Source organism: Kitasatospora sp. NPDC058046, assembly GCF_042885595.1.
In the GTDB taxonomy this organism is placed as follows: Bacteria; Actinomycetota; Actinomycetes; order Streptomycetales; family Streptomycetaceae; genus Kitasatospora.
The window spans coordinates 195,042-219,306 of sequence record NZ_JBHVRS010000017.1 but is presented as its reverse complement, the minus strand read 5'-3'; the positions used below and the strand labels follow the sequence as shown (position 1 = coordinate 219,306).

The window sequence follows — 24,265 nt, the reverse complement described above, 5'->3', positions numbered from 1 at the left end:
GTACTGTTCGCGAAGAAGCGAATCGGCGAGGGGATTTCCGGGGTGCTTTAGCGCTCCCGATCGCCGTGAAAGGTGGATCCGTCATGCCTGGCTCCGATCGGAGCGCGCACGCTCCGACCCAGTTGTCCTTCGCCCAGCAACGGCTGTGGTTCCTCGACCGGCTGCGGCCGGGTCTGCCGGACCACAACGTCCCGACCGCGGTCCGCCTGCGTGGCCGGCTGGACCAGGAGGCGCTCGTCCGGGCGCTGACCGACGTCGTGCGGCGCCACGAGGTGTTGCGCGGCAGGATCGCCGACTCCGAGGACGGCCCGTGCCACGTCACGGAGCCGGTCGGGACCTTCGTGCCGACGATCACCGACCTGGCGCACACCCCGGCGGAGCAGGCCTGGCAGCGGGCCCGGGAGCTGGTGGCCGCCGACCTGGCGGCCCCCTTCGACCTCGGCGCCGCCCCGATGCTGCGGGCCCGACTGATCCGCGTCGCCCCCGATGACCACCTGCTGGTCCTGGTGATCCATCACATCGCCTGCGACGGCTGGTCGCTGCCGGTGCTGTGGCAGGAGTTCTCCGCCGGGTACGGCGCCGCCGTCGACGGCCGGCCGATCGCCCTGCCGGACCTGCCCGTCCAGTACGCCGACTTCGCGCACTGGCAGCGGACCCACCTGGCCGGAACCGCGCTGCAAGGCCAACTCGACTACTGGCGCGAGCACTTGGCCGACCTGGTCCCGTCGGTGCTCCCGACGGACCGGGAGCGCCCCGCGGCGTGGTCCGGCCGGGGCGACCAGGTCGAGATCGAGATCCCGGCGGACCTCGCCGACCGGATCCGCGCGCTGGGGCGCACCCACGAGGTGACGCCGTTCATGACGCTGCTGGCCGCCTTCCAGGTCCTGCTCGCGCGCTGCACGGGACAGGCCGACGTGGCGGTGGGCACCCCGATCTCCGGGCGGACCCGGATCGAGGTGGAGCCGCTGGTCGGCTTCTTCGTCAACACCCTCGTCCTGCGCACCGACCTGTCCGGCGACCCCGGCTTCACCGACGTGCTCGCCCGGGTGCGGCGGTGCGCGGTGGAGGCCTACGCCCACCAGGACGTCCCCTTCGAGCGGCTGGTGCAGGAGCTGCGGCCCGAACGCGACCTCGGCCAGCACCCGCTGGTCACCGTCATGTTCCAGCTGGAGGATCCGCCCGCGCTCCCGTCCGGCCTTCCGGGGCTGGAGGTGAGCAGTCATCAGATACCGAACGACGTCGCCAAGTTCGACATCGAGGTCTCCCTGACGGACCTCGGCGACCGCCTCACCGGCGTCATCCGCTACGCCGCCGACCTCTTCGAGCGCGACACGGTGCGCCGGCTCGCCGAGGGCTTCACGGCGCTGCTCGACCATCTCGTCGGCGCTCCCGAGCGGCCGATCTCGGCCTGGCAGACCCCGCCCGGCCTCCGCGTGGGCGCCTCTGCCCCCACCGTGCACCCCGCGGCCCCGCGGCCCGATGCCTCCCAGGCCGGCGCCGCCGAGACCGAGACCGAACTCCTGGTGCTGGAGACCTGGGCCGAGGTGCTCGGAGTCACCCCGGACGGCGTGCACAGCGACTTCTTCGAACTGGGCGGCCACTCGCTGCTCGCCTCGAAGGTCATGTCCCGCCTCGGCCGGGCGCTCGACCTCGAACTGCCGGTCGTCCTGCTCTTCTACCACCCGACCGTCGCCGAACTCGCCGACGGCATCGACGCGGCGCTGCTGGCGGACCTCGGCGAAGCCGAGGCGGAACCGCTCCCCGCCGGAAAGGCCCGTCACCCGTGAAGGCACAGCGCAGTCGCCCCGAAAAGCCCGGCCAGCCGACCGCTTCCACGCGGGCCGGCCTACGCGCCCTGCTCGACCAACGCGTCCGCGCGGCCCGGACCAGGGCCGCCGAGGGCGAGCCGGAGGCCGCGGTCCCGCCCCGCCCGGAGGGCGCGCGGGTGCCGTCGTTCACCCAGGAACGCATGTGGCTGATCGAGCGGCTGTCCGACGGCCCCGCGCTGTACAACGTCCACGAGGTCTTCCGGCTGCGCGGCCCGCTGGACCTGGCCGCCCTCGGCCACGGCCTCACCGACCTGGTGCGGCGCCACGAAGTCCTGCGCACCGCCTTCCCCGAGGAGGACGGCCGCCCCGTCCCCTCGGTGGAGCCGGCCCGGCCGGTCGACCTGCCCGTCACGGACCTCCGGACCGAGCCCGCGGAACGCCGGACGGAACTCGCCCTCGACCTCGTCCACTCCGAGATCCTGCGCCCCTTCGACCTGGCCGCCGCCCCGCTGCTGCGCGCGTCGCTGCTGCGGGTCGACGAGGACGAGCACCTCCTGGTGGTGGTCGTCCACCACATCGCGGTCGACGGCTGGTCGATGCCGCTGCTGTGGGACGACCTGTCGGCGATGTACCGGAGCCGGCTGGAAGGCCGCGAGCACGAGCTGCCGCCCTTGCGGATCCAGTACGCGGACTTCGCCCACTGGCAGCGGGCCCGGCTCTCCGGCGACCGCCTGCAGAGCCAACTGGACTACTGGAGCGCACAGTTGTCCGGGCTGTCGCCGCTGGACCTGCCCACCGACCGTCCGCGCGGACCGGTCCGTACGGGCCGGGGCGAGCGGATCACCTTCACGGTGCCCGAGGAACTGGCCGAGCGCCTGCGGCTGCTGGGCCGGCGGCACGGCGCGACGATGTTCATGACCCTGCTGGCCGGGTTCCAGGCCCTGCTCGCCCGCTACAGCGGGCAGTCCGACGTGGCGGTCGGCACGCCGGTCGCGGGCCGCACCCGGCCGGAACTCGACCCGCTGGTGGGCTCGTTCATCAACACCGTGGTCCTGCGCACCGACCTCGCGGACGACCCGGGCTTCGCCGAGCTGCTCGACCGGGTCCGCCGGACCGCCCTGGACGCCTACGCGCACCAGGACGTGCCGTTCGAGCGGCTGGTGCAGGAGCTGCGGCCGGCCCGCGGCCTCGACCGCAACCCGCTGTTCCAGGTGATGGTCGCCGGCCTGTCCGACCCGACCGCCTCCCTCCGGCTGGCCGGGGCGGAGGTCGAACAGCTGGAGGTCGACAACGGCACGGCCAAGGTCGACCTCAGCCTGGTGATCGCCGACCGGCCGAGCGGCCCGGACGGTACGGCAGGCACGAGCGGGACGAGCGGGACGACCGGCACCGTGGCCTTCGACACCGCGCTGTTCGACCGCGCGAGCGTGGAGCGCCTGGTCGGCCACTACCTCCGGCTGCTGGACGCCGCGGCCGACGACCCCGACCGTCCCGTCTCCCGCCTGGACCTGCTCACCGAGGCCGAGCGCGAGGCGCTGCTGGTGGCCGCCAACGCCACCGACGAACCCTTCCCCGCCGACCGCTGCGTGCACGAGCTGGTCGAGGAGCGGGCCCGGCTGACCCCCGACGCGGTGGCGGTCCGCTGCGGAAGCGAGCGACTGACCTACCGGGAACTCGACGGCCGGGCCAACCGGTTGGCCCGGCACCTGCGAGCCCGGGGAGCCCGGCCGGAACGCCTGGTCGGTGTCTGCCTGCCGCGCTCGGCGGAGCTGGTCGTGGCCCTGCTGGCCGTCCTCAAGTCGGGCGCCGCCTACCTGCCGCTCGACCCGGACCTCCCGGCCCAGCGGATGTCGTTCATGCTCGCCGACGCCGACGTGCCGCTGCTGCTCACCCGGCGCTCCCTGGCCGACCGGCTGCCGGAGCACGGCGCCGAGACGGTGTGGCTGGACGCCGAGGCCCCGCTCGTCGCGGCCCTGTCCGAGGACCGGCTGCCGCCGCTCGCGACGCCCGCCGACCTGGCGTACTCGATCTACACCTCCGGTTCGACCGGCCGCCCCAAGGCCGTGCTGGTCCCGCACGAGGGCGTGGTCAACTACCTGGTGGTCCGCGGCCGCCAGCTGGACCTCGACGGGTCCGACGTCGTCGCCTCGGTGGCCTCGATCTCCTTCGACGTCATCGTCCCCCAGGTGCTCATGCCGCTGGCCTGGGGCGCGAGCGTGGTGATCGCCCCGTCGGAGGTCGCGGTCGACGGCCCGCGCCTGACGGAGATGATGCGCGAGTTCGGCGTCACCACGCTCATGGCCACCCCGGCCACCTGGCTCCTGCTGCTGGACGGCGGCTGGCAGGGCGGCCGGTTCCAGGCGATCTGCGTGGGCGAACCGCTCCAGCCCGCCCTGGCCCGGCGGCTCCTCGACCGGGTCTCCACGCTCTGGAACGGCTACGGTCCCACCGAGGCGTCCGTCGGCTGCGTCACCCGGCGGGTGGACGCCGACCGGGACCTCGCCCGGCCGGGCGGGTCCGTGCCGATCGGTCGGCCGCTCGGCAACCTCCGGATCTACCTGCTGGACCCGGCCGGCGCCCCGGTGCCCGTCGGCGTCCCGGGGGAGATCCACATCGGCGGGGTCGGCGTCACCCGCGGGTACGCCAACCGGCCGGGGCTGACCGCCGAGCGCTTCGTGCCCGACCCGTTCGGCGCGGACGGCGGTCGGCTGTACCGGACCGGCGACCTGGCGCGGTACCTGCCGGACGGCAGCCTGGTCTTCCTCGGCCGCACCGACGAGCAGGTGAAGATCCGCGGGTACCGCATCGAGCTGGGCGAGATCGAGGCCGCGCTGTGCGCGCAGCCCGGTGTCGCCAGGGCCGCGGTGACGGTGCGCGGCGGCGGGACGGACGCCGAACTGGCCGGCTACCTGGTGTGGCAGGACCGACCGGGTGACCTGGCGGCCCTGCGGCGCGCCCTGCGCGAGACCCTGCCCGAGTTCATGGTGCCCACGACGCTGACCGCGCTCGACCGGATCCCCCTGACCACCAACGGCAAGGTGGACCGCGCGGCCCTGCCCGAGCCCGCCCGCCACGACCACGCGGCCGGTGCGCTCCCGCCACGGGACCTGCCGGAACTCCTGATGACCAGGATCTGGGAGCGCGTGCTGGGCACCCCGCGGGTCGGCGTCCGGGACGACTTCTTCGCGCTGGGCGGGCACTCCCTGAGGGCGGTCGAGCTGGTGGAGGCCGTCCGGCGGGAGTGGGGGGTGACCGTGCCGCTGAACACGGTGTTCCGCCACCCCACCGTCGAGGGGCTGTGCGCGGAACTGCCCAACGCGGCGCGGGCCCTGCGCCGGCTGGTCGTTCCGCTGGCCGAGGGGGACCGCCGCCGGGCGCCGCTGATCCTGGTGCACCCGCAGAGCGGCGACGTGTGCTCCTTCCTCCACCTGGCCGGACAGCTCACCGAGCACCTCGCCGAATCCCCTCTGGGCGGCCGGCCCGTCTACGGCCTGGAGGCCGTCGGCTACAACACCGACGAGCCGCCCCTGGCCACCGTCGAGGAGCAGGCGCAGCGCTACCTGCGGGAGCTGCGGTCCGTCCTGCCCGACGGCCCGTACCTGCTGGCCGGCTGGTCCTTCGGCGGGCTGGTCGCCTTCGAGCTGGCCCGACTGCTGGAGGAGCAGGGGAACCCCCCGGGGTTCCTCGGGATCATCGACGTCGGAGCGCCCGCGTCCACCGGTGAAGCCGCCGACAGGGAAGGCGGGGACCTCCACGAGCTCGACGAGGAGGCCGCCCTCGCCCTGCTGCTCCACGACGCGGACGGCCGCGAGCACCTTCCCTCGCACGTGCGCACCGAACAACTGCGGCGCATGGCACGGGTGTTCACCGCCAACGGCGCCGCCGCCCGGCGCTACCGGTCGACGGCACGGCTGCGGACACCGATCCACCTGTTCACCAGCGCCGAGACCCACCCCGAACTCGGCGGCCCGGTCGTGGTCCCCGCCCGGTGGCGGGACCGCACCCGGGGGGCGTTGAGCGTCGTCGAGGTCCCCGGCAACCACCACGACATGCTGTCGCCGCCGCACGCCGCCCCCTTCGCCGACGCGCTGTCGGCCGTCCTGGAGGAGCTCGGATGAGCGACGAGAAGGAGCTGCCGCTGTCGTCGGCGCAGTCCGGCATCTGGTTCGCCCACCACCTGCGCCCCGGCAGCCCCGCCTACAACACCGGCGAGTACGTGGACATCCCCGGGCCGATCGACCCGGAGCTGTTCGAGACGGCCGTACGGCGCGTGGTGGACGAGACCGAGTCCCTGCGCGTCCGCCTCACCGACGGCGCCGACGGCCCCCGGCAGGTCGTCACCGCGTCGCCCGACTGGACGATGCACCACGTCGACCTCACCTCGGCACCGGACCCGCTGGGGGAGGCCGAGCGCTGGATGCGCGCTGACCTGTCCACCCCGCTCGGGCTCACCCGGGACCGGCTCTTCCGCCAGGCCCTGTTCGCCGTCGCGCCGGACCGCTTCCTCTGGTACCAGCGCGTCCACCACATCGTGGTCGACGGCTTCAGCATGTCGCTCATCGCGCGCCGCGTCGCCAAGACCTACACCGGACTGGTCGGGGGCCGGGCCGGGGCAGGGCCGGCCTTCGGGCCGCTGAGCGCCCTGCTGGCGCACGACGCCGCCTACCACGCCTCCGAACAGCCCCAGCGGGACCGTGAGTTCTGGGCGTCCCGGCTGGCCGGACGACCGGACCCGGTCAGCCTCGCCAGCCGCTCGGCGCCCGCCTCGGACGGCTTCCTGCGCCGTACCGGCAGCCTCGACGCGCCCACCCTGGCCGCGCTGCGGCGGGCCGCGCGACCCGCCGGGGCGAGCTGGCCCACCGCCTTCACCGCCGCGGTCGCCGCGTACCTCCACCGCCTCAGCGGCGAACGGGACATCGTGCTCAGCATGCCGGTGACCGGGCGCACCGGCTCCGCCGCGCCGGCCGTCCCCGGCATGGTGGCGAACGTGGTGCCGCTGCGGCTGCGCGTCCACCCCGAGCAGGGCCTGTCCGCGCTCGCGCGACAGGTGGCCGAGGAGGTCGCCGCCCAGCGCGGGCACCAGCGCCACCGCAGCGAGGACCTGCGCAGGGAACTGGACCCGGCCCGCTCGGAGCGGGTCCTGTTCGGGCCCGTCGTCAACATCATGTCCTTCTACTACCACCTGGACTTCGCGGGCGTCCGGGCCACCGTGCACAACCTGTCCAACGGGCCGGTCGAGGACCTCTCCTTCTCCGTCTACGACCGCTCCGACGGCACCGAGCCCCGGCTCGACCTCGACGCCAACCCCGCGCTCTACACCGAGGCCGAACTCACCGCCCACCAGCAGCGGTTCCGCCGCTTCCTGGACGCGGTGGCCGCCGACCCGGACCGGCCGATCGGCCGGCCCGACCTCCTCACCCCCGGGGAACGGCACCGGACCGTCGTGGCCGCCAACCGCACCACGCGGCCCCTGCCGCACCCGACGGTGCCGTCGGCCTTCGCGGCCGAGGTCGCGCGCAGGCCCGAGGCGCCCGCCGTGGTGTGCGGCGAAACCACCCTGTCCTACGCGGAGTTGAACGCCCGGGCCAACCGGCTGGCCCACCGGCTCATCGCCCTCGGCGTCCGCTGCGACAGCACCGTGGCCGTGCTCATGGAACGCTCCGTCGACGTGGTGGTGGCGGTCCTGGCGGTCGGCAAGGCCGGCGGCGCCTACGTACCGCTGGACACCCGGGCCCCGGCGGCCCGCCTGCGCCGCGTCCTGGACGACACCGGGGCGGCGGTGCTGCTCACCCACGGGGCCACCCGGGAGCACGCGCCGTCCCTCGGCACCCCCGGGGTCGTCGTCGACGCCGACCCCGGCCTCGCCGACCAGCCGGCCACCGACCCCGTCGTGCCGCTGCGCCCGGACCACCTGGCCTGCGTCCTGTACACCTCGGGCTCCACGGGCACGCCGAAGGGCGTGGCCCTGAGTCACCGCAACGTCATCAGCCTGACCGCGCAAGGCTGTTGGCGTGAGGAGGACGGCCCGCGCGTGCTCGCGCACTCCCCGCACGCCTTCGACGCCTCGACCTACGAGTGGTGGGTGCCGCTGCTCAACGGCGGCCGGGTGGTCGTGGCCCCGCCCGGCGAGCTGGCGCTCGCGGACCTCCACCGGCAGATCGTCGACCACCGGGTCGGCGCGCTCTGGCTGACGGCCGGGCTGTTCCGGGTGTTCGCCGAGGAGTCCCCGGGCACGCTGGCCGGGGTCGGCCAGGTGTGGACCGGCGGCGACATCGTGCCGGCCGACGCGGTCCGGCGCGTCCTGGACCGCTGCCCGGACTCCGTGGTGGTCGCCGGGTACGGCCCGACCGAGGCCACCACGTTCACCACCCGCCGGGTGCTCCGCCCCGGCCACGCCGTGCCCGACGTCGTCCCCCTCGGCCGGCCGGTGGACAACCGGCGGGTGTACGTCCTGGACGAGGCGCTGTCCCCGGTGCCGCCGGGGGTGGCCGGCGTGCTGTACGTCGCCGGCGCGGGCGTGGCGCGCGGGTACCTGAACGACCCCCGCCGGACGGCCGCCCAGTTCGTGCCGTGCCCGTTCGGCGAACCGGGCGAGCGGATGTACCGCACGGGCGACGTGGTCCGCTGGAACGCCGAGGGGGAGCTGGAGTTCCTCGGCCGCGCGGACGAACAGGTCAAGCTCCACGGCTTCCGCATCGAACTCGGCGAGATCGAGGCGGTCCTGGCCGGGCACTCCGCCGTCGCCCAGGCGACCGTGGTCGCCGGCCCGGGCGCCTCCTCCGGCCGGCGTCTGATCGGCTACGTCGTCCCGGCCGGGGCCCCGGGGCCCGACCCGGCGCTCGACCCGGCCTCGGTGCGGGAGCACGCCGCCGCGGCCCTGCCGGACTACATGGTGCCCTCGGCGATCGTCGTGCTCGACGCCTTCCCCCTGACGCCCAGGGGGAAGATCGACCGGGCCGCGCTGCCCGTCCCCGACCCCGAGCCGGCACCGTCCGGGCCCGGGCCGCGCACCCCGGCGGAGCGGACGATGTGCGCGCTGTTCGCCGAGGTGCTCGGCCGGCCCGAGGTGGGCGTCGACGACGGCTTCTTCGCGCTCGGCGGCAACTCCCTGCTCGCGACCCGACTGGTCAACCGGGTGCGGGTGCGGTTCGGCCGGGACCTCACCCTCGGCGCCCTGTTCCAGGCGCCCACCCCGGCGCGCCTGGTCGAAGCCCTGGAGGAGGCCCCGGACGCCGCGGCCGTACCGGTCCTCTCACCCCGTACCCGACCCTGAGCCCCTGAGGGCGATCACAGGAAGCACCTTCGGCATGGTCCACACCCTCTCCCAGCCCGACGACACCCCGGCACCGCCCGCGACACCGGAAGCACCGACCGCCGTAGCGCCGGCGGAGTCCCAGGTCCGCCGGTACTACCGGCTGGTCGACGCCGGCGACGTGCCCGCGCTGGTCGCCCTGTTCACCCCCGACGCCCGCTACCACCGCCCCGGGTACCCGCCCATGGTCGGGCACGCCGAACTGGAGCGCTTCTACCGCGACCAGCGGGTGATCCGCGCCGGCACCCACACCCTGGCCACCGTGGTCACCACCGGCGACGAGGTGGCGGTGCACGGCCTGTTCCGCGGCGTGCTGCACGACGGCGGCGAGGTCGAGCTGCGGTTCGCGGACTTCTTCCGGATGACGCCGCAGGGCCGCATCGCCGCGCGCGACACCTTCTTCCACGTGCCGGCGGTCTGAGGCACAGCCACAACCACAGCCACAGCGGCACCGGCGGCGACCGCCCTCGCGGTCGCGCGTTCACCCCCGACGGGGACACTTCAGCACAGGAAAGCGGGAAGCAGTTGACCCAGACGGTCCTCACCTCCGACATCCCGGCGTTCGTCGGCAGCGGACGGCCACCGTTCGACGCCCGGGCGATCCACGAGCTGGTCGCCGAACAGGCCGAGCGGGCCCCGCACGCGCCCGCCGTCACCTGCGACGGACGGACCCTGACCTACCGGCAGCTCGACGACCGCGCCAACCGGCTCGCCGGGCGGCTGCGGGAGGCCGGACTGGCGCCGGAGGGTGTCGTCGGCGTGCTGGTGCCGCGGTCGCCGGAGCTGATCGTGGCCCTGCTCGCCGTCCTCATCGCGGGCGGGGCGTACCTCGGGCTCGAACCGGACGACCCGGCCGCCCGCCACGCGCTGCTGCTCGAAGACGCCGGCGCGGCCATGGTGATCACCGGGGAGGCCGCGGGGCCCGAGCTGCGGGAGCGGCTGCCCCACGCCGTCGTCACGGTGACGGAGGGCGACCCGGCGCAGGAGCCGGCCACCGGCCCGGCGGCCCCGGCCCGCCCCGGCGACCCGGACCGGCTCGCCTACGTCAGCTACACCTCCGGCTCCACCGGCGAGCCCAAGGGCGTCGGCGTGCCCCACCGGGCGGTCGACCGGCTCGTCCGGGGCGCGGACTGGGTGGACGTCCGCGCCGAGGACGTCTTCTTCCACCTCGCGCCGGTCGCGTTCGACGCCTCCACCTTCGAGATCTGGACCCCGCTCGTCAACGGCTGCCGGCTGGTCCTCTTCCCCCCGGTCGCCATCACCCTGGAGCACGTGGCGCGCGTCGTCCGCGCCGAGCGCGTGACGGTCCTGCTGCTGACCACCGGGCTCCTCCACCAGATGGTGAGCTCCCACCCGGAGGCGTTCGCCGACGTCCGGCACGTCCTCACCGGGGGCGACGTGGCCTCGCCGGGCCACGTCCAGCACCTGCTCGCCCGCTACCCGGAGCTGCTCTTCACCAACGGCTACGGGCCGACCGAGAACACCACGTACACGACCTGCTGGACCAGCAGCACCCTCCCCGAGCTGCGGAGCGTGCCGATCGGCCGCCCGATCAGCGGCACCAGGGTCGCCGTGCTCGACGAGGACCTCAGGCCGGTGCCCGTCGGCGAGTGCGGGGAGCTGTACGTGGCCGGGGCGGGCCTGGCCCGCGGCTACCTGGGCCGCCCGGCCGCGACCGCCGAACGGTTCCTGCCCGACCCGTTCGGCACCGAGCCCGGCGCCCGGATGTACCGGACCGGCGACCTCGTGCGCTGGCTGCCGGACGGCACGCTGGAGTTCGTCGGACGCGCGGACGACCAGGTCAAGGTCCAGGGCTACCGCGCCGAACCGCGCGCCGTCGAGGTCGAGTTGGAACGGCTCCCCGGGGTGCGGCACGCGGTCGTGCTGCCGCAGCCCGACCCGGCGGGCGGCACCCGGCTGCTGGCCTACGTCGTGCCGGCGGAACCCGGCCCGGAGGGCAACGCCGACCTCGGCCGGCGGCTGCGCCACGACCTGCGGGACAGCCTGCCGGACTACCTGATCCCCTGGGCGATCCTGGTCCGTCCCGAGCTGCCGGTGAATCGCAACGGCAAGATCGACCGCCGGGCCCTGCCCACCGCCACCCGGGTCCCGCGCAACGTGCCCAACGAGTTCGTCCCGCCCGTCACCGAGGTGCAGACCCGACTGGCCGACCTGTGGGGCGACGTCCTCGGCATCGAACCGGTCGGCGTCGACGACGACTTCTTCGACCTCGGCGGGCACTCCCTGCTGGCCACCGACCTCCTGGTCGCCACCCAGCGCGAGTTCGACGTGGACCTCCCCGCGCAGACCCTGTACATGTCGCCGACGGTCGCCGAGCTGGCGACGGCCCTCAGCGAGCGGCTGGGGACGGCGGGTCCGGACGGCCGGGCCGATGCGCCAGGCGGCCCGGCCGACGCGGCGGGGGAGGAGCGGCCCCGATGACGACGGTCCCCCCGACCGCGCGCTGCCCGGTCCTCGCCCCGCGGCCGGTCGACCTGATCGACCCCGACCTCTACCACGCGGGCGGGGCGCACGAGGCCTGGCGACGGCTGCGCCGCGAAGCACCGGTGAGCTGGCAGCCGGTCGGCGACATCGGCTTCTGGTCGATCGTCGGCCACGCCGAGGCCAACCGGGTCCTGCGCGACCACGCCACGTTCACCTCCGAACAGGGCACCCTGCTCAACCTCCTCGGCAAGGGCGACCCCGCCGGCGGCCGCCAGATGGCCGCGACCGACCCGCCCCGGCACGCCCACCTGCGCGGCCCGCTCCAGCAGGCCCTGTCGATCAAGACGGTGGAGAACGACCGGGAGGCCATCCGCCGGGTCGTCGTCGACCTGCTCCGGCCGCTGGCCGACGGCGGCCCGTACGACTTCGCCGCCGCCATGGCCACCCTGCCGATGGCGGTCATCGGCACCATGATGGCGCTGCCGCAACAGGACTGGCCGCGGCTGGTCCGGCTCGCCCACGCCTGCATCGCCGCGGACGACCCCGAGTTCCAGCTCGCCGACGGGCCCCAGGCCACCCTGGTGACCGCCCACCGCGAACTGTTCGCCTACTTCCAGGACCTCGTCACCGAGCGCCGGCGCGCACCGGGCGACGACCTGGTCAGCGTGCTGCTCACGATGGAACTGGACGGACGCCGGCTGTCGCCGGGCGAGATCGTGTCCAACTGCTACAGCCTGCTGCTCGGTGCGACCGTCACCACCGCCCAGCCGCCGATCGCGGCGATGGCCGAACTGGCCGGAACCCCGGTCCTGGACGACTGGGCGGCCCACCCGGAGCTGCTCGGCAGCGGCGTGGAGGAGGCGCTGCGCTGGGCCTCGCCCACCCAGCACTTCATGCGCCACACCACCCGCGACGTCGAGGTCCGGGGCGTGCCGATCCCCGCGGGGGACGCGGTCGTCGTCTGGCTGGCGTCGGCCAACCGCGACGAGACCGTGTTCGCCGACCCGTACACCTTCGACATCCGACGGCGGCCCAACAAGCACATCGCCTTCGGCGTCGGCGCGCACTACTGCATCGGCCACACCGTCGCACGGGTGGCCCTGCGGATCCTGTTCGCCGAACTGCTCGGCCGGTTCACGGACTTCGAACTCGCCGGGGCACCGCGACGGATGCGCTCGAACGTCATCGCGGGCTTCACCCACCTGCCGGTCACCGCGCGGACCCGGTAGGGCCCGACACTCTCACCGCAGCCGAACCAGAGAAGAAACCCCACACGGAAGGTCATCAGTGGACGCTCCGACGGCCCGTACCCGCAACAAGTGGTTCCTGCGCGAGCCGTCGCCGGTGGCGCCGGCGCGGCTGTTCTGCCTGCCCTACTCCGGCTGCGGTGCCAGCATGTACCGCCAGTGGCCGTCCTCGGTCGACGGCGTCGAGGTCTGTCCCGTGCAGCTGCCCGGCCGGGAGAACCGGATGCGCGAGCCCGCCCACACCACCTACCAGGCGCTGGCCGACGACCTCTGCGAGGCGCTGCGCCCCTACCTGGACCGGCCCTACGCCCTGTTCGGCCACTGCGGCTCCGCGCTGGCGGCGTACGAGACCGCCGTACGGCTGGTCCAGCGGGGCTGCCCCGCCCCGACCCGGCTGTTCGTCTCCTCCGAGGTCGCGCCGCACGACGGCCCCTACGGCCGCTTCCTCGGCATGAACGACGACGAGCTGGCCGACGAACTGCGCGGGCTCGTCGCGGAGTTGGGCGGCACGCTGGAACCGAGCCTGCTCGCGCTCTACCTCGGCGTCCTGCGCAACGACGTCGACATGAACAAGCGCTACCACGTGGCCGAGCCGGTCCGGCTGCCGTGCCCGGTCACCGCCATCGGCTGGACCGAGGACACGGGCATCGAGCCGTCCCTGATGACCGGCTGGCCGGCCTGCGGCGACACCACCTTCGAACTCCTGGAAGGAGGCCACTACCGCTTCATCGAGGCGCCGGCGGACCTGCTGGCGCTGCTGGTCGCGGACCTGGCGCCCACCCGCTCCCGCACGTCTTGACGGCGGACCCGTCCGACCTCGGACGCGGCGCCCGACGCGACGTCCGAATGCCGCCAGCACACGGACCCTTCCACGGGTGAGGATCGGGACAGCCCGACCGTACGCCGGCCACGGCCCGCCTTCCCGCGGCCCGTGCGCCTGCTCGTCCCCGCCCGTCGAAGGACCTCCCCGTGAACGACGCCCTCTTCGCCGTTGCCGAAGCTGCCACCGCCGAACCTGACACCGCCGCGCAGGCCACCGCGGCACCCGCGCCGGGCCCGGCCTCCCCGGGCCCGGCCGCCCTGCCCGCGCTCGCCCCGGTCGACTGGCAGGACGTACGGGAGCAGCTGGACCGGGACGGGGTGGCGCTCACCGGGCCCCTGCTGTCGCCCGCCCAGTGCCGGGAGCTTGCCGACACCTTCGACGACGACGGCCTGTTCCGCTCCACCGTGGTGATGCAGCGCTACGGCTTCGGCCGCGGCACCTACCGGTACTACGCCGACCCGGCCGCCGTACCGGTCCTGGACGCGCTGCGGGAGCGGCTGTACCCGCCGCTGGCGCGGATCGCCAACCAGTGGGCGGCGCGGCTGGGCGAGCGGACCTTCCCCCTCACCCTCGCCGAGCTGCACGCCGAGTGCGCCGCCGCGGGCCAGCACCGTCCCACCCCGCTGGTCCTGCGCTACGGTCCGGGCGACCACGCCTGCCTGCACCAGGACGTCTACGGCGACCTCGTCTTCCCGCTGCAGGCCACGATCATGCTGGAACGGCCCGGCGAGGACTTCACCGGCGGAGAGAACGTCTTCGTCGAACAGCGGCCCCGCTCGCAGTCCCGCGCGATCGTGGTGCGGCCGCGGCTCGGCCAGGCCCTGGTCTTCCCCGTCCAGCACCGCCCCGTCCAGGGCAGCCGCGGCTACCGGCGCCACCCGATGCGCCACGGCACCAACGCCGTCGAGTCCGGGCGCCGCACCACGCTCGGCGTGATCTTCCACAACGCCCGCTGACCGCGCGCCCGCCCGCTCACCCCCAGGACACCCCGTGAACACCCACGCCCCCGAGACCGTCCCCGACACCGCCGCCGGCAGCGTCCAGGCCGCCGTCCGCGCCCTCGGCACCGCCGACTGGACCGCCCTGACCGCCGAACTCGAAACCCACGGCTGCGCCCCGACGCCCCGCCTGCTCGACCCCGCCCAGTGCCGGGAGCTCGCCGCGCTCTACGACCGGCCCGAACTGTTCCGCACCACCGTCGACATGGCCCGCCACCGCTTCGGCTCCGGCCAGTACCGCTACTTCACCCACGACCTGCCCGAACCCGTCGCCGCCCTGCGCGAGGCCCTCTACCCCCACCTGCTCACCGTCGCCCGCACCTGGGCCGACAAGCTCCGCCGCCCCGCCCCCTGGCCCGACACCCTCGCCGAGTGGACCGCCATGTGCCACGCCGCCGGCCAGGACAAGAGCTCCCAGATCCTGCTGCGCTACGGCCCCGGCGACTGGAACGCCCTGTACCGCGACGTCTTCGGCGACCTCGTCTTCCCCCTCCAGGTGGTCATCGGCCTCGACGCCCACGGCACCGACTACACCGGCGGCGAGTTCCTCCTCGTCGAACAGCGCCCCCGCGCCCAGTCCCGCGGCACCGCCACCGTCGTCCCCCAGGGGCACGGCCTGGTCTTCACCACCCGCGACCGCCCTGTCCCCTCGGCCCGCGGCCACCGCGCCGGCCCCGTCCGCCACGGCGTCAGCACCGTGCGCAGCGGCCGCCGCCACACCCTCGGCCTCGTCTTCCACGACGCCTGAGGCCCCGCCGCCATGGCCGCCACCGGCACACCCGAGCCCACCGCCGACACCGCTGCGCCCACTGTCGGCACCGCCCCGGTCCCGTCCCGCCGCTACACCCTGACCGGACCCGACAACCGCCCCTACTCCAGCACCACGCCCGGCACCCTCGGCGGCCACCGCCGGGGCCGCCTCTACGGCCGCCTCGACTGCCCCTCCGCCCTGCGCACCATCGCCGCCGGCGGCTACGTGCGCCACCGCGTCTTCTTCGCCGACGAGGCCACCGCGATCGCCGCCGCCTACCGGCCCTGCTCGGTGTGCCTGCCCGAGAAGTACCGGCAGTGGAAGACCCGCCGGAAGGACCGCACCCCGTGAACCCCCGCCCCGCACCCGACCGCTCCCCCCTCCTCCCGAACCCGGGCCGACCGCCTACGGCGACCTCCCCGCACCCGCCCCCCACACCGCCCCCGAACTCGCGGCCCTGCTGCGCCTGCTCGCCGAACACCGCCGCCCACCCCTGCACGGCGTCGCGATCGGCCACAGCCGCGACGACGCCTCCCGCGCGGCCGCCGCCGCCTTCGCCGACGCCTGGCAGGCCGCCGGCCATGCCGTCCTGGCCGTCGTCGACTGGCCCGAACAGGCCGCCTCCTGGCTGCGGCCCGCCCACCGCCTCACCGCCCCCGAACCCGACGCCCTCGTCATCGCCGCCGCCCCGCTCGGCTGGGCCCAACTCGCCCGACGCCTGCGCCACAGCACCCCCTGGCGCCCGGACCGCACCTTCGGCTTCGCGTCCCTCGCCGAGCCGGTCGCCGCCGCGCTCGCCGGGCCCGGCGTCCTGGACGGCGTACGCGGCGCGAGCGCGGACGGCGGCACCTGGCGCATCGCCTCCGGCTGGACCGACTCCTTCCCGCCTGCCACCCCGGGCGCCGCCACGTGACGACCACCCCCGCCCTGTTCGGCCCGCCGCCCGCCGGCTACGAGCGCCGCGAGATCGCGCCGGGCGCCGTCCACCTGCCCGGCTGGCTCACCCCCGACCGGCAGCGCGACCTCGTCGCCGCCTGCCGCGCCTGGGCCACCGGGCCCGTCCCGATCCGGCACACCCGGCTGCCGCGCGGCGGCGTCATGTCCGTACAGACCGTGTGCCTGGGCTGGCACTGGCAGCCGTACGCCTACACCCGCACCGCCGACGACGTGAACGGCCGCCGCGTCGCCCGCCTCCCCGACTGGCTCGCCGACCTCGGCCGCCGGGCGGTGGCCGACGCCTACCAGGACCCCGGCCAGGGCGCCGGCTACGAACCCGACGCCGCGCTGGTCAACTTCTACGACGCCGACGCCCGGCTCGGCATGCACCAGGACAAGGACGAGCACTCGCTCGCCCCGGTGGTCTCCCTCAGCATCGGCGACACCTGCCTCTTCCGCTTCGGCAACACCCGTACCCGCAACCGGCCTTGGACCGACCTGACCCTCGCCTCCGGCGACCTGCTCGTCTTCGGCGGCCCCTCCCGCCTCGCGTACCACGCCGTGCCGAAGATCTTCCCCGGTACCGGCGACCCCGCCGTCGGCCCCGCCCGGGGCCGCCTCAACATCACCCTGCGCGTCACCGGACTCACCGACCCCGCCCCCGAGGCGACCGGAGCGGCCCCGGCCGGGGCCGCCCCCGTCGCCTCGCCGGAGTCGGGAACGCGCTACTGACGGGCCCCCACCGCCGCCCCGAGCCCGAGCAGCGCCACCCCGGCCACCCCCGACAGCCCCCGTTGCACCTTGCGCCGCAGCAGGACGCGCTGGATCGCGCCCAGGACCGCGACCACCACGACGTACCAGGCCAGGGCCAGCAGCCAGAACAGCCCGGCCAGGAGCACGTGCTGGGAGAGCTCGGACATGCCGGGCAGCTGGAACTGCGGGAAGAGGGAGAGGTAGAAGGCGGCGACCTTCGGGTTGAGCAGATTGCTCAGCAGGCCCTGGCGGAAGTCCGCCCCGCTGTCCGGCGCCCCGCCACCGCCGCCACGGCCGTGGCCGGCGGGCTGCGCGGCCGTCGCGTCGTCAGCTCCGTCCTCGCGTCGGCCGAGGCGGATGAAGTCGATCAGGGACCGGATGCCCAGGTAGGCGAGGTACAGGGCGCCGGCGATCCGCACGGCGGTGTAGAGCACTTCGGAGCCCGTGAGCAGCGCGGTCAGGCCCGCGACGGCCGCGCCGGCGAGGACCGCGTTGCCGAGCATGATGCCCATCGCGGTCGCGGCCGCGCCCCGGCGGCCGCCCCGTGCCGCGTTCCGCAGCAGGAGCACCAGGTCGGGGCCCGGAACAACGATGATCAGAAGAGAAGCGAGTACGAACGTCAGTAGCTGCGCAGTCATACACCAATCATGGCGCGGTTGAGAAGGGTTTTGGGCAAGTTGGTGAGAACGGCCGGTTCCTCCGTGTCCCGAAGCGTGGCGGTCGTCTGCATTCAGGGGACTTGTCCGTTCGACTGCCGCCGCCGTTCTCATATTCCGTCAGAAACCCTCTCAGCATGTGAGACCGGCGAAATCGGACCATGCGGTCCCTGGTCGATTCGCAGACTTACCGATGTGAATGCCACGAGGCCTTCCGCGCTTGTTAGAGTCGAATCACCCGAAGCAACCCGGGTCTCCGGAGTTCGGTATCCGGAGTCGCACGACTTCTTCGACCCGCACGCGACCGTGATGGAGTGAGATCGCATGAAGTCCCGACTCGACCGCTACGAGGAATTCATCGAGAAGGAGTACCGGGCCGGCCTGACGAAGCCCGACGAGTACTCGCTCGACGACGTCACCCCGGACCTTCGACAGCGTCTCTCCGAAGGGAGGTTCAAGCGCATCGTCTTCACCGGAATGGGCTGCTCGGCCATCGTCTCGGATATCGTCCGCGGCTACTTCACGGAGATCGGCCTGCCCCTCGAAGTGCACGTCGTGAACGACTACGACTTCCGCTTCCTGGCCGCTCCCTCGGTCCTCGAGGACGAGGCGACCCTGTACATCATCAGCTCCTACAGCGGGCACTCGCAGGAGCCGGTCCTCGCCTACCAGCGGCTTCGCGCCGTCCGGGACCAGGTGCTCCTGCTCACCTCCGGCGGCAAACTGGCCGAGCTCGGGCGGGCGGACGGCGCCTCCATCGCCTACTGGCGGCTGCGCGAACCGGACCGCGAGTACCCGCTCTTCCACGTCTCGCAGTACTTCGCCATCCTGATGGACATGTTCCACGAATTCGGGGTGCTGAGCGACGACCACCACGCCCGGCTGGGCGAATTGGCGGGCCTGCTCGAGGCGGATTTCGAGGAGAACGGCCGCGAGGCCGCCCGTCGGATCGCCGACGCGAGCGAGGACGCGAACATCATCATGATCGCGTCCCCGAAATGGCACGAGAGCCTGCTCAAGCTGGCCAAGATGCACTTCAACGAGATGGCCATGGTTCCGACCGCCCGGAACTACTTCCACGAATTCTGCCACAGCGAGGTGGCGACGCTTTCCGACCCGGTGCGGAAGCACAGCACGGTCTGGTTCTCCGACGCGGACGACGACGAGTACACCCTCGCCAAGGGTGAGAACCTGCAGCGTCTGCTGACCGACGACCGACCGGAGAACCGGAACATCCGGTTCTCCCGGGTGCACCTTTCGGAGGGGGACTTCCTCCGGAAGTACTTCACCGCCCTCAACGTGGTGCAGCACGCGGCACTCCGCCTCGGCCGGCACCACGAGACGCGGTCGCGCGACCTCATCTCCGAATCCGCCGGAAACCCCTGGTACCACAGCACCACCATCGAGTCCGAGCTGACGGCGTAACACCCGGACGGAGAGAACGGAGAGGACTGTGGTGGCGGACATGGATGACACCAGTCCGCTGCACCTGTTCGACGTCACAGGCAAGGTGGCCCTGATCACTGGGGCCACCCGCGGGCTAGGCCAGGCCATCGCGGCCGGCCTGGCCCGCGCCGGTGCCAGAGTGATCGTCGCCGGGCGCAGCAGCGAAGCAGCAGACGCGGTCGCCGGCAAACTGGCCGTCGACGGAGGATCCGCCGTCGGTGTCGGGCTGGACGTGACGCGGGAGGCAGAGGTCGAGGACGTCCTCTCCCGTGCGGTGCGCGAGCACGGCGGACTCGACATCGTCGTCAACAACGCCGGCATCATCGACAGGTTCCCGGCCGAGGACTACCCGGCCGAGACCTGGCAGCGCGTCATCGACACCAACCTGACCGGCGCGTTCCTCGTGTCACGCGCCGCCGGGAGGGCCATGCTCCGGCAGGGCAGCGGAAAGATCGTCAACATCGCATCGGTCCTGGCCCACAGCGGTGGCCGCAACGTCGTCGCCTACGCGGCGAGCAAGGGCGCGCTGGTACAGCTCACCCGCTCCTGTGCGGCGGAGTGGGCCGGGCGGGGCGTCCACGTGAACGCGATCGCCGCCGGCTACTTCGAGACGGACCTGACCGCCGGTCTGCGCACGGACGCGCAGCGCAGTGCGGGCCTGCTCACCCGGGTACCCGCCGGCCGTTGGGGCAGGCCCGAGGAGCTCGTCGGGACCGTGCTGTACCTGGCCTCGGAGGCGTCCAGCTACGTCCACGGAGCCGTCATCGAGGCGGACGGTGGATGGACCGCCGCATGAACAGTCACCGCATGAACAGTCAGCGCATGAACACCCACCGGGTGAACACCCACCGACCCCACGACCGGCCCGAACACGGGAGGAGGCACCGATGAAGCCGCACGCGCGGAGGCTCGACGGGTTCCGGCAGTCGACCATCAGGGCCATGACCGAGCGGTGCGTCGCCGTCGGCGGCATCAACCTCGGCCAGGGCCTGTCCCGCACGCCGCCCCCGGACGACCTGCTCGACCACGCGACCGCACACTTCGCGTCCGCCGACCACTCCTACAGCCCCGCCCACGGAGACGCCGTCCTCCGGCAGGCCGTCGCGCGGAAGCTGGCGGAGTACAACGGAGTCCACGTCGACCCGGAGCACGGGGTGGTGGCCACCATCGGCGCCACCGGCGCGTACAACGCGGCGGTACTGGCCCACCTCGACCCGGGAGACGGCCTGCTCCTGCCCGAACCCTTCTACGGCTACCACCGCACCGTGGCGGAGATCCACGGGGTCGTTCCCCAGCCGGTCAGGACGGACGCCCCCGGGTTCCGGATCGACAGGGCGGCCCTGGAGGCGGCCACGACGGACCGCACCAGGGCGATCGTGCTGTGCACACCCGGCAATCCGTCGGGCCACCGGATGCCACCGGACGAGATCGAGGAGGTGGCGCGCTTCGCAGCGGACCGGGACCTGCTGGTGATCACCGACGAGATCTACGAGCACCTCTACTACGGGGACGAACCGCACCGCTCTCCGGCCTCGTTCGACCTGCTGCGCGACCGCACGATCACGGTCTCCGGCCTCTCCAAGACCTACAGCATCCCCGGATGGCGGCTCGGCTACGCCGCCGGACCCCCGGAGCTGATCGCGCCGTTGCGCATCGCCGCCGACGCGCTCTCGGTGTGCGCCCCCACCCCGCTGCAGCAGATCGCCGCACGGGCGTTCACCCTGCCGGACTCCTTCTACGCGCGGACGCGCCAGGACTACCGCCGCAAGCGCGACCGGATCGCCGCGGCGTTCCGCGACGCGGGCCTCGCGACCAACGACCCGGAAGGCGCCTACTACCTCCTGGTGGACGGGACTCCGCTGGGCGGCGACAGCGGCGAGGTCGCGGAGACGATCCTGAGTGCCGCCGGCATCGCCACCATCCCGGCCGACGCGTTCCATCTCGGGCCGGCCCCTTATCCCTACGTCCGTGCGTGCTTCGCCCTGACCGACGCCGACATCCTCCGCGTGGAGGAGCACCTCTCCGAGGTGAAGTGGCCCTGACCGCCGCGGTCATGCCGGCCGGCCGCGGTGAGGCACCGGCGCCCGCCTGCCTCGCCGGCGGCCGGCCGACAGCCGCGATCAGCACGGCCCAACCGGCCCGCCCCTGGCCGGGATTGGCGTACCTCTCCGCCCGCAGTACCGCGGACCCCGGCGTCCGGGCGGTACGCGACCGCTCTCCGGCGACCCCCTCCCTGTGGGCGGTCTGCGTCCACGCCGGCGCATGGCGTGCGCCCGTCGCGCCACGGCATCCGGGCCAGCCCGCGACACCCTGCTCGTGCCGGGAGGTCCCCGTTCCCGGCCTCTGGAACGAGCTTCAGCGGCGTGAGCCGTAGCCCCAGTGGTGGTCCGGGTAGTCGCCGCACGGGTACTGCATCAGCGGGGCCTGCGGGGCGTTGCTGCCGTGGGAGACGGCGAGGCACTGGCGGCTGTTGCCGTTGACGAAGCGGATGCCGTGCGGCCACTTCTCGATCTTCCAGGCCTGCCCGGGGTTGTTCCGGCACGCCGACTGGACGACCTGGGCGGTGGCCTCGGTGCTGGAGTCCTGGACGGAGAGACAGAGGGCGCTGTTGTAGCTGACGATCCGGTAGTAGGTGTCGCCGTCGGCGTCCGTGTAGGCCTGCTGGGTCTGCCAGAAGTGGTCGGGGAAGTCCCCGCAGGGATACTGCTGGACCTGCGCGCCCTCCTCCCGGCTCCCGCCGGGCGTGGCGATGCACTGCAGGCTGTTGTTGTTCCTGATCGCCACCGATCCCGTCGGCGGGACGAGCGGGGTGCCGCCGAGGCGCCCCGGTGCCGGGAACGCGGACGCGGAGGCGGACGCGGCGGCGGTGGGCACCGGGGGCGGCGCGGGTCGGTCGCCCCCGGTCGAGGCCGGAGGGCCGGTGGCTTCCGACAGCGCACGGGGCGGCTCGCCGGGAACCGCCGGACCGGGCTGTGCCGGTGCGCTCCGAACCCCCGCCGCCGGAGCCGGCCCGCCGTCCGGTGGGGGCGCGGTCGACGCCGTGGCCGGACCGTCGCCGGGGGGCCGCGCCGACGGGCTGCCCGCCGGTGGCGCGGACGGTTCGGCGCTCGTACCGGGCGTCGGTGAGGCGTCGGTACTGACCGCCAGGGGGAGCGCGCCGGAGGAGGCGGGAACCGGGCGCAGCTGTACGCCCACCAGCACGCCCGCCAGGACCAGGGCCCCGGCCAGGACCGCCGCCGCGCCGACGGCCGCGCCCGCCCTGACGGCCCGACGCCCCGGCGCCCCGACAGGCTCGGTGGGGTAGAGCGGGTCGACGGGTGGAGGGCCGTCGAACGCCGGGCCCGGCGGGAAGAGGCTGGTCGGGCGATTGTCCGTGACCGGGACCAGCTCACCGCGGACAATCGTAGGGCCGGTCGTGGCCGGGGCCATCCGGGCCACCTCCAGGTACCGGCCGGCCAGGGCCGTGCGTACCGCGAGGAGGTCCGTGTGCAGGCGCCGGAGCACGGGCAGGTGCGCCGGCACCCCGTCGGCCACCGCGGGCTCCGTACCCGGCTGTCGGCCACCGTCGGCCCCGGCCGGCGACTGCTCCTGGTCGACCAGGAGCCCCATGGCGCGTTGCTCCTGCTCCGCGGTCCGCCGTGCGTCGTACGCGCTCTCCCGGATGCGGCGCACCTCGTCCAGGCAGCGCGTCGCCTCCAGCAGCCGGGCCCGCCGCTGCCCCGCGTCGCCCCCGCCGGGCGGCAGCGGCGGGAGGGGGGCCGGCCCGTCCGCTCCGGCGGAGCCCAGTTCACCCCGCAGCTCGGCCACGATGGCGATCAGCACGCGGATCAGTTCCTCCGCCTCCGCCACGCCGGCCTCGGCCTGCTGTTGCGCCTGCCTGGCCAGATCCAGTGCCTGCCGCGCGTCCGACCGCCCTGCCGCGGGCGACGGGAGCCCCCTGGCCGCCAGCCCGGCCCGTTCGTGCAGCTGACCGGCCCGGGCCAGGAGCACCGCCTGGGCCCGGGGGTCCGTCACGCGGTCGTGGATCAGCTGCCGGAGCAGGTGCCACGGGATGTCCTTCTCCGCGGAGCGGTACTCGCTCCAGCTGGTCCTGCCGGCCGGGTACCGGCGCGCGAGTTCGCGGACGGTGAGCCCGGAGGTCACCTCCCGCACCAGCCCGGCCAGGTCGTTCGCCTGCTCGGTCTCGCCCTTGAACCGCCCCTGTGGGCGTCCGGCGCTCCCCATTCCCTGCCCCCTGCCGTGTCCGTGGTCAATCCGGGTTGTCCGCTGTTCACCTGGGCCGCGACCGAGTCTTGTAGATGGACAATCAAATACGCCCGCACTGTGGGAACTCCACCGGGTCTTCGGACAACTTGTCGGAGCCTGCCTGCGACGGGACACGCCGGCCGGGACCTCCGGTGCCGGAGCCGGGGCTGCGCCGTCCCGCGGCGGCGGTCACCCGACGGCCCCGGACTTGGCAACCACCGCACTCGAAGGAGCTCTCGATGATCAGGAAGCAGCTCGCGACGGTCCTCGCGGCCACCGTCCTCGCCGGAGGCTTCGTCGGCCTCTCCGCCGGCGCGGCCCACGCCTCCCCCCGGGTCAACAAGTGCGGGAGCGCGTACGACTTCAAGCGGAGCTGGGACATCACCGACAACTCCAGCGCGGCTCCGGTGGTCGGCTTCATCGACATCTACTACAACAGCGGGAACGGGTACAACTGTGCGATCGCCCGCGGGCGCGACGCGGCCGTCACCGGTCACCACGAGATCTACGTCGCGATTCGGCGCTCCGGAACGGACGGCTGGATCGAGAACGGTGCTGGCAGCAACTACACCCAGTACGCGGGCCCGGTCTACGCGTACGCCAAGGGGGCCTGCATCGACTTCGTCGGTGGGCTGAAGTACAACGAGTTCACGGGGCAAGGGGGTTCGGGCTACGGTTCCAAGCACTGCGGCTGAACCATCGCCGGGCGGCAGGGCCCGTTCGAGCGGGCCGGGCGCCGCCCTCTGACGGGCGCCGGGGAGTCCGCACCACGAACCCCGAGCGCCGCGACCGGGCGGCCGACCGACGACAACGGGGGCGGTCGGCCGCCCGACGTACCACCCGGCGGCGACGCGATCCAGCAACGCACCACCCGCCGCCGGCAG

17 protein-coding genes are annotated in these 24,265 nt (G+C 74.0%); 15 read left to right on the top strand and 2 right to left on the bottom strand.

Annotated elements, in window-relative coordinates; genetic code table 11:
* Positions 1 to 83: 83 nt before the first annotated feature.
* The 11 genes from ACFVU7_RS30045 to ACFVU7_RS29995 all read left to right on the top strand — a co-directional run bounded on the left by ACFVU7_RS30045 (position 84) and on the right by ACFVU7_RS29995 (position 17,013).
* Positions 84 to 1,787 carry a condensation domain-containing protein gene (locus ACFVU7_RS30045; protein WP_388048176.1) on the top strand — a complete coding sequence of 568 codons (1,704 nt, stop codon included), beginning with the start codon at positions 84 to 86 and terminating at the stop codon, positions 1,785 to 1,787.
* Positions 1,784 to 5,887, top strand: coding sequence for an amino acid adenylation domain-containing protein (locus ACFVU7_RS30040; RefSeq protein WP_388048175.1), 4,104 nt, complete (start codon positions 1,784 to 1,786; stop codon positions 5,885 to 5,887). The genes ACFVU7_RS30045 and ACFVU7_RS30040 overlap by 4 nt, the downstream gene beginning before the upstream one ends.
* The gene (locus tag ACFVU7_RS30035; RefSeq protein ID WP_388048173.1) at positions 5,884 to 9,042 is read left to right on the top strand and encodes an amino acid adenylation domain-containing protein; all 3,159 of its coding nucleotides are present in this window, start codon (positions 5,884 to 5,886) and stop codon (positions 9,040 to 9,042) included. Before ACFVU7_RS30040 ends, ACFVU7_RS30035 begins: the two co-directional genes overlap by 4 nt.
* A gap of 34 nt (positions 9,043 to 9,076) precedes the next feature.
* The gene (locus ACFVU7_RS30030) at positions 9,077 to 9,502 is read left to right on the top strand and encodes a nuclear transport factor 2 family protein (protein ID WP_380775860.1); all 426 of its coding nucleotides are present in this window, start codon (positions 9,077 to 9,079) and stop codon (positions 9,500 to 9,502) included.
* A 104-nt stretch (positions 9,503 to 9,606) separates the two neighbouring features.
* Positions 9,607 to 11,523: an amino acid adenylation domain-containing protein gene (locus ACFVU7_RS30025; protein ID WP_388048172.1), complete on the top strand. Its 1,917-nt coding sequence runs from the start codon at positions 9,607 to 9,609 to the stop codon at positions 11,521 to 11,523.
* Positions 11,520 to 12,755, top strand: a complete 1,236-nt coding sequence (locus ACFVU7_RS30020) for a cytochrome P450 (protein WP_388048170.1) — start codon at positions 11,520 to 11,522, stop codon at positions 12,753 to 12,755. Before ACFVU7_RS30025 ends, ACFVU7_RS30020 begins: the two co-directional genes overlap by 4 nt.
* A 58-nt stretch (positions 12,756 to 12,813) precedes the next feature.
* Complete coding sequence (locus tag ACFVU7_RS30015) at positions 12,814 to 13,572, top strand: thioesterase II family protein (RefSeq protein ID WP_388048168.1); 759 nt, start codon at positions 12,814 to 12,816, stop codon at positions 13,570 to 13,572.
* A gap of 170 nt (positions 13,573 to 13,742) precedes the next feature.
* Entirely contained in the window at positions 13,743 to 14,552 is an 810-nt protein-coding gene (locus tag ACFVU7_RS30010; RefSeq protein WP_388048166.1) for a 2OG-Fe(II) oxygenase, read from the top strand.
* A 127-nt stretch (positions 14,553 to 14,679) separates the two neighbouring features.
* On the top strand, positions 14,680 to 15,342 hold the full coding sequence (locus ACFVU7_RS30005) for a 2OG-Fe(II) oxygenase (protein ID WP_388048203.1): 663 nt from the start codon (positions 14,680 to 14,682) through the stop codon (positions 15,340 to 15,342).
* 12 nt (positions 15,343 to 15,354) lie between these two features.
* Positions 15,355 to 15,696: a metal-binding protein gene (locus tag ACFVU7_RS30000; RefSeq protein WP_388048164.1), complete on the top strand. Its 342-nt coding sequence runs from the start codon at positions 15,355 to 15,357 to the stop codon at positions 15,694 to 15,696.
* Positions 15,697 to 16,254: 558 nt separating this feature from the next.
* On the top strand, positions 16,255 to 17,013 hold the full coding sequence (locus ACFVU7_RS29995; protein ID WP_388048162.1) for an alpha-ketoglutarate-dependent dioxygenase AlkB family protein: 759 nt from the start codon (positions 16,255 to 16,257) through the stop codon (positions 17,011 to 17,013).
* On the opposite strand, the gene ACFVU7_RS29990 is transcribed toward ACFVU7_RS29995, so the two are convergent.
* Positions 17,007 to 17,672, bottom strand: coding sequence for a LysE family translocator (locus ACFVU7_RS29990; RefSeq protein WP_063780371.1), 666 nt, complete (start codon positions 17,670 to 17,672; stop codon positions 17,007 to 17,009). The two genes, ACFVU7_RS29995 and ACFVU7_RS29990, sit on opposite strands and share 7 nt — an antisense overlap.
* Before the next feature lie 342 nt (positions 17,673 to 18,014).
* On the opposite strand from ACFVU7_RS29990, the gene ACFVU7_RS29985 reads away from it, so the two are divergent.
* The 3 genes from ACFVU7_RS29985 (at position 18,015) to ACFVU7_RS29975 (ending at position 21,178) form a co-directional block, all read left to right on the top strand.
* A complete protein-coding gene (locus ACFVU7_RS29985; RefSeq protein WP_074005839.1) occupies positions 18,015 to 19,115 on the top strand; it encodes an SIS domain-containing protein in 1,101 nt (366 codons plus the stop codon).
* 40 nt (positions 19,116 to 19,155) lie between these two features.
* Positions 19,156 to 19,932, top strand: coding sequence for an SDR family NAD(P)-dependent oxidoreductase (locus tag ACFVU7_RS29980; protein ID WP_049659034.1), 777 nt, complete (start codon positions 19,156 to 19,158; stop codon positions 19,930 to 19,932).
* 91 nt (positions 19,933 to 20,023) lie between these two features.
* Positions 20,024 to 21,178 (top strand): pyridoxal phosphate-dependent aminotransferase, encoded by a 1,155-nt coding sequence (locus ACFVU7_RS29975; RefSeq protein ID WP_380741068.1) that lies wholly within the window; start codon positions 20,024 to 20,026, stop codon positions 21,176 to 21,178.
* Between the two features lie 313 nt (positions 21,179 to 21,491).
* Here ACFVU7_RS29975 and ACFVU7_RS29970 read toward each other — a convergent pair whose 3' ends face one another.
* Complete coding sequence (locus ACFVU7_RS29970; protein WP_388048160.1) at positions 21,492 to 23,360, bottom strand: RICIN domain-containing protein; 1,869 nt, start codon at positions 23,358 to 23,360, stop codon at positions 21,492 to 21,494.
* Between the two features lie 260 nt (positions 23,361 to 23,620).
* Between ACFVU7_RS29970 and ACFVU7_RS29965 the strand changes: the two genes are divergently transcribed.
* Positions 23,621 to 24,076: a hypothetical protein gene (locus ACFVU7_RS29965; RefSeq protein ID WP_388048159.1), complete on the top strand. Its 456-nt coding sequence runs from the start codon at positions 23,621 to 23,623 to the stop codon at positions 24,074 to 24,076.
* The last annotated feature ends 189 nt before the right edge of the window (positions 24,077 to 24,265 follow it).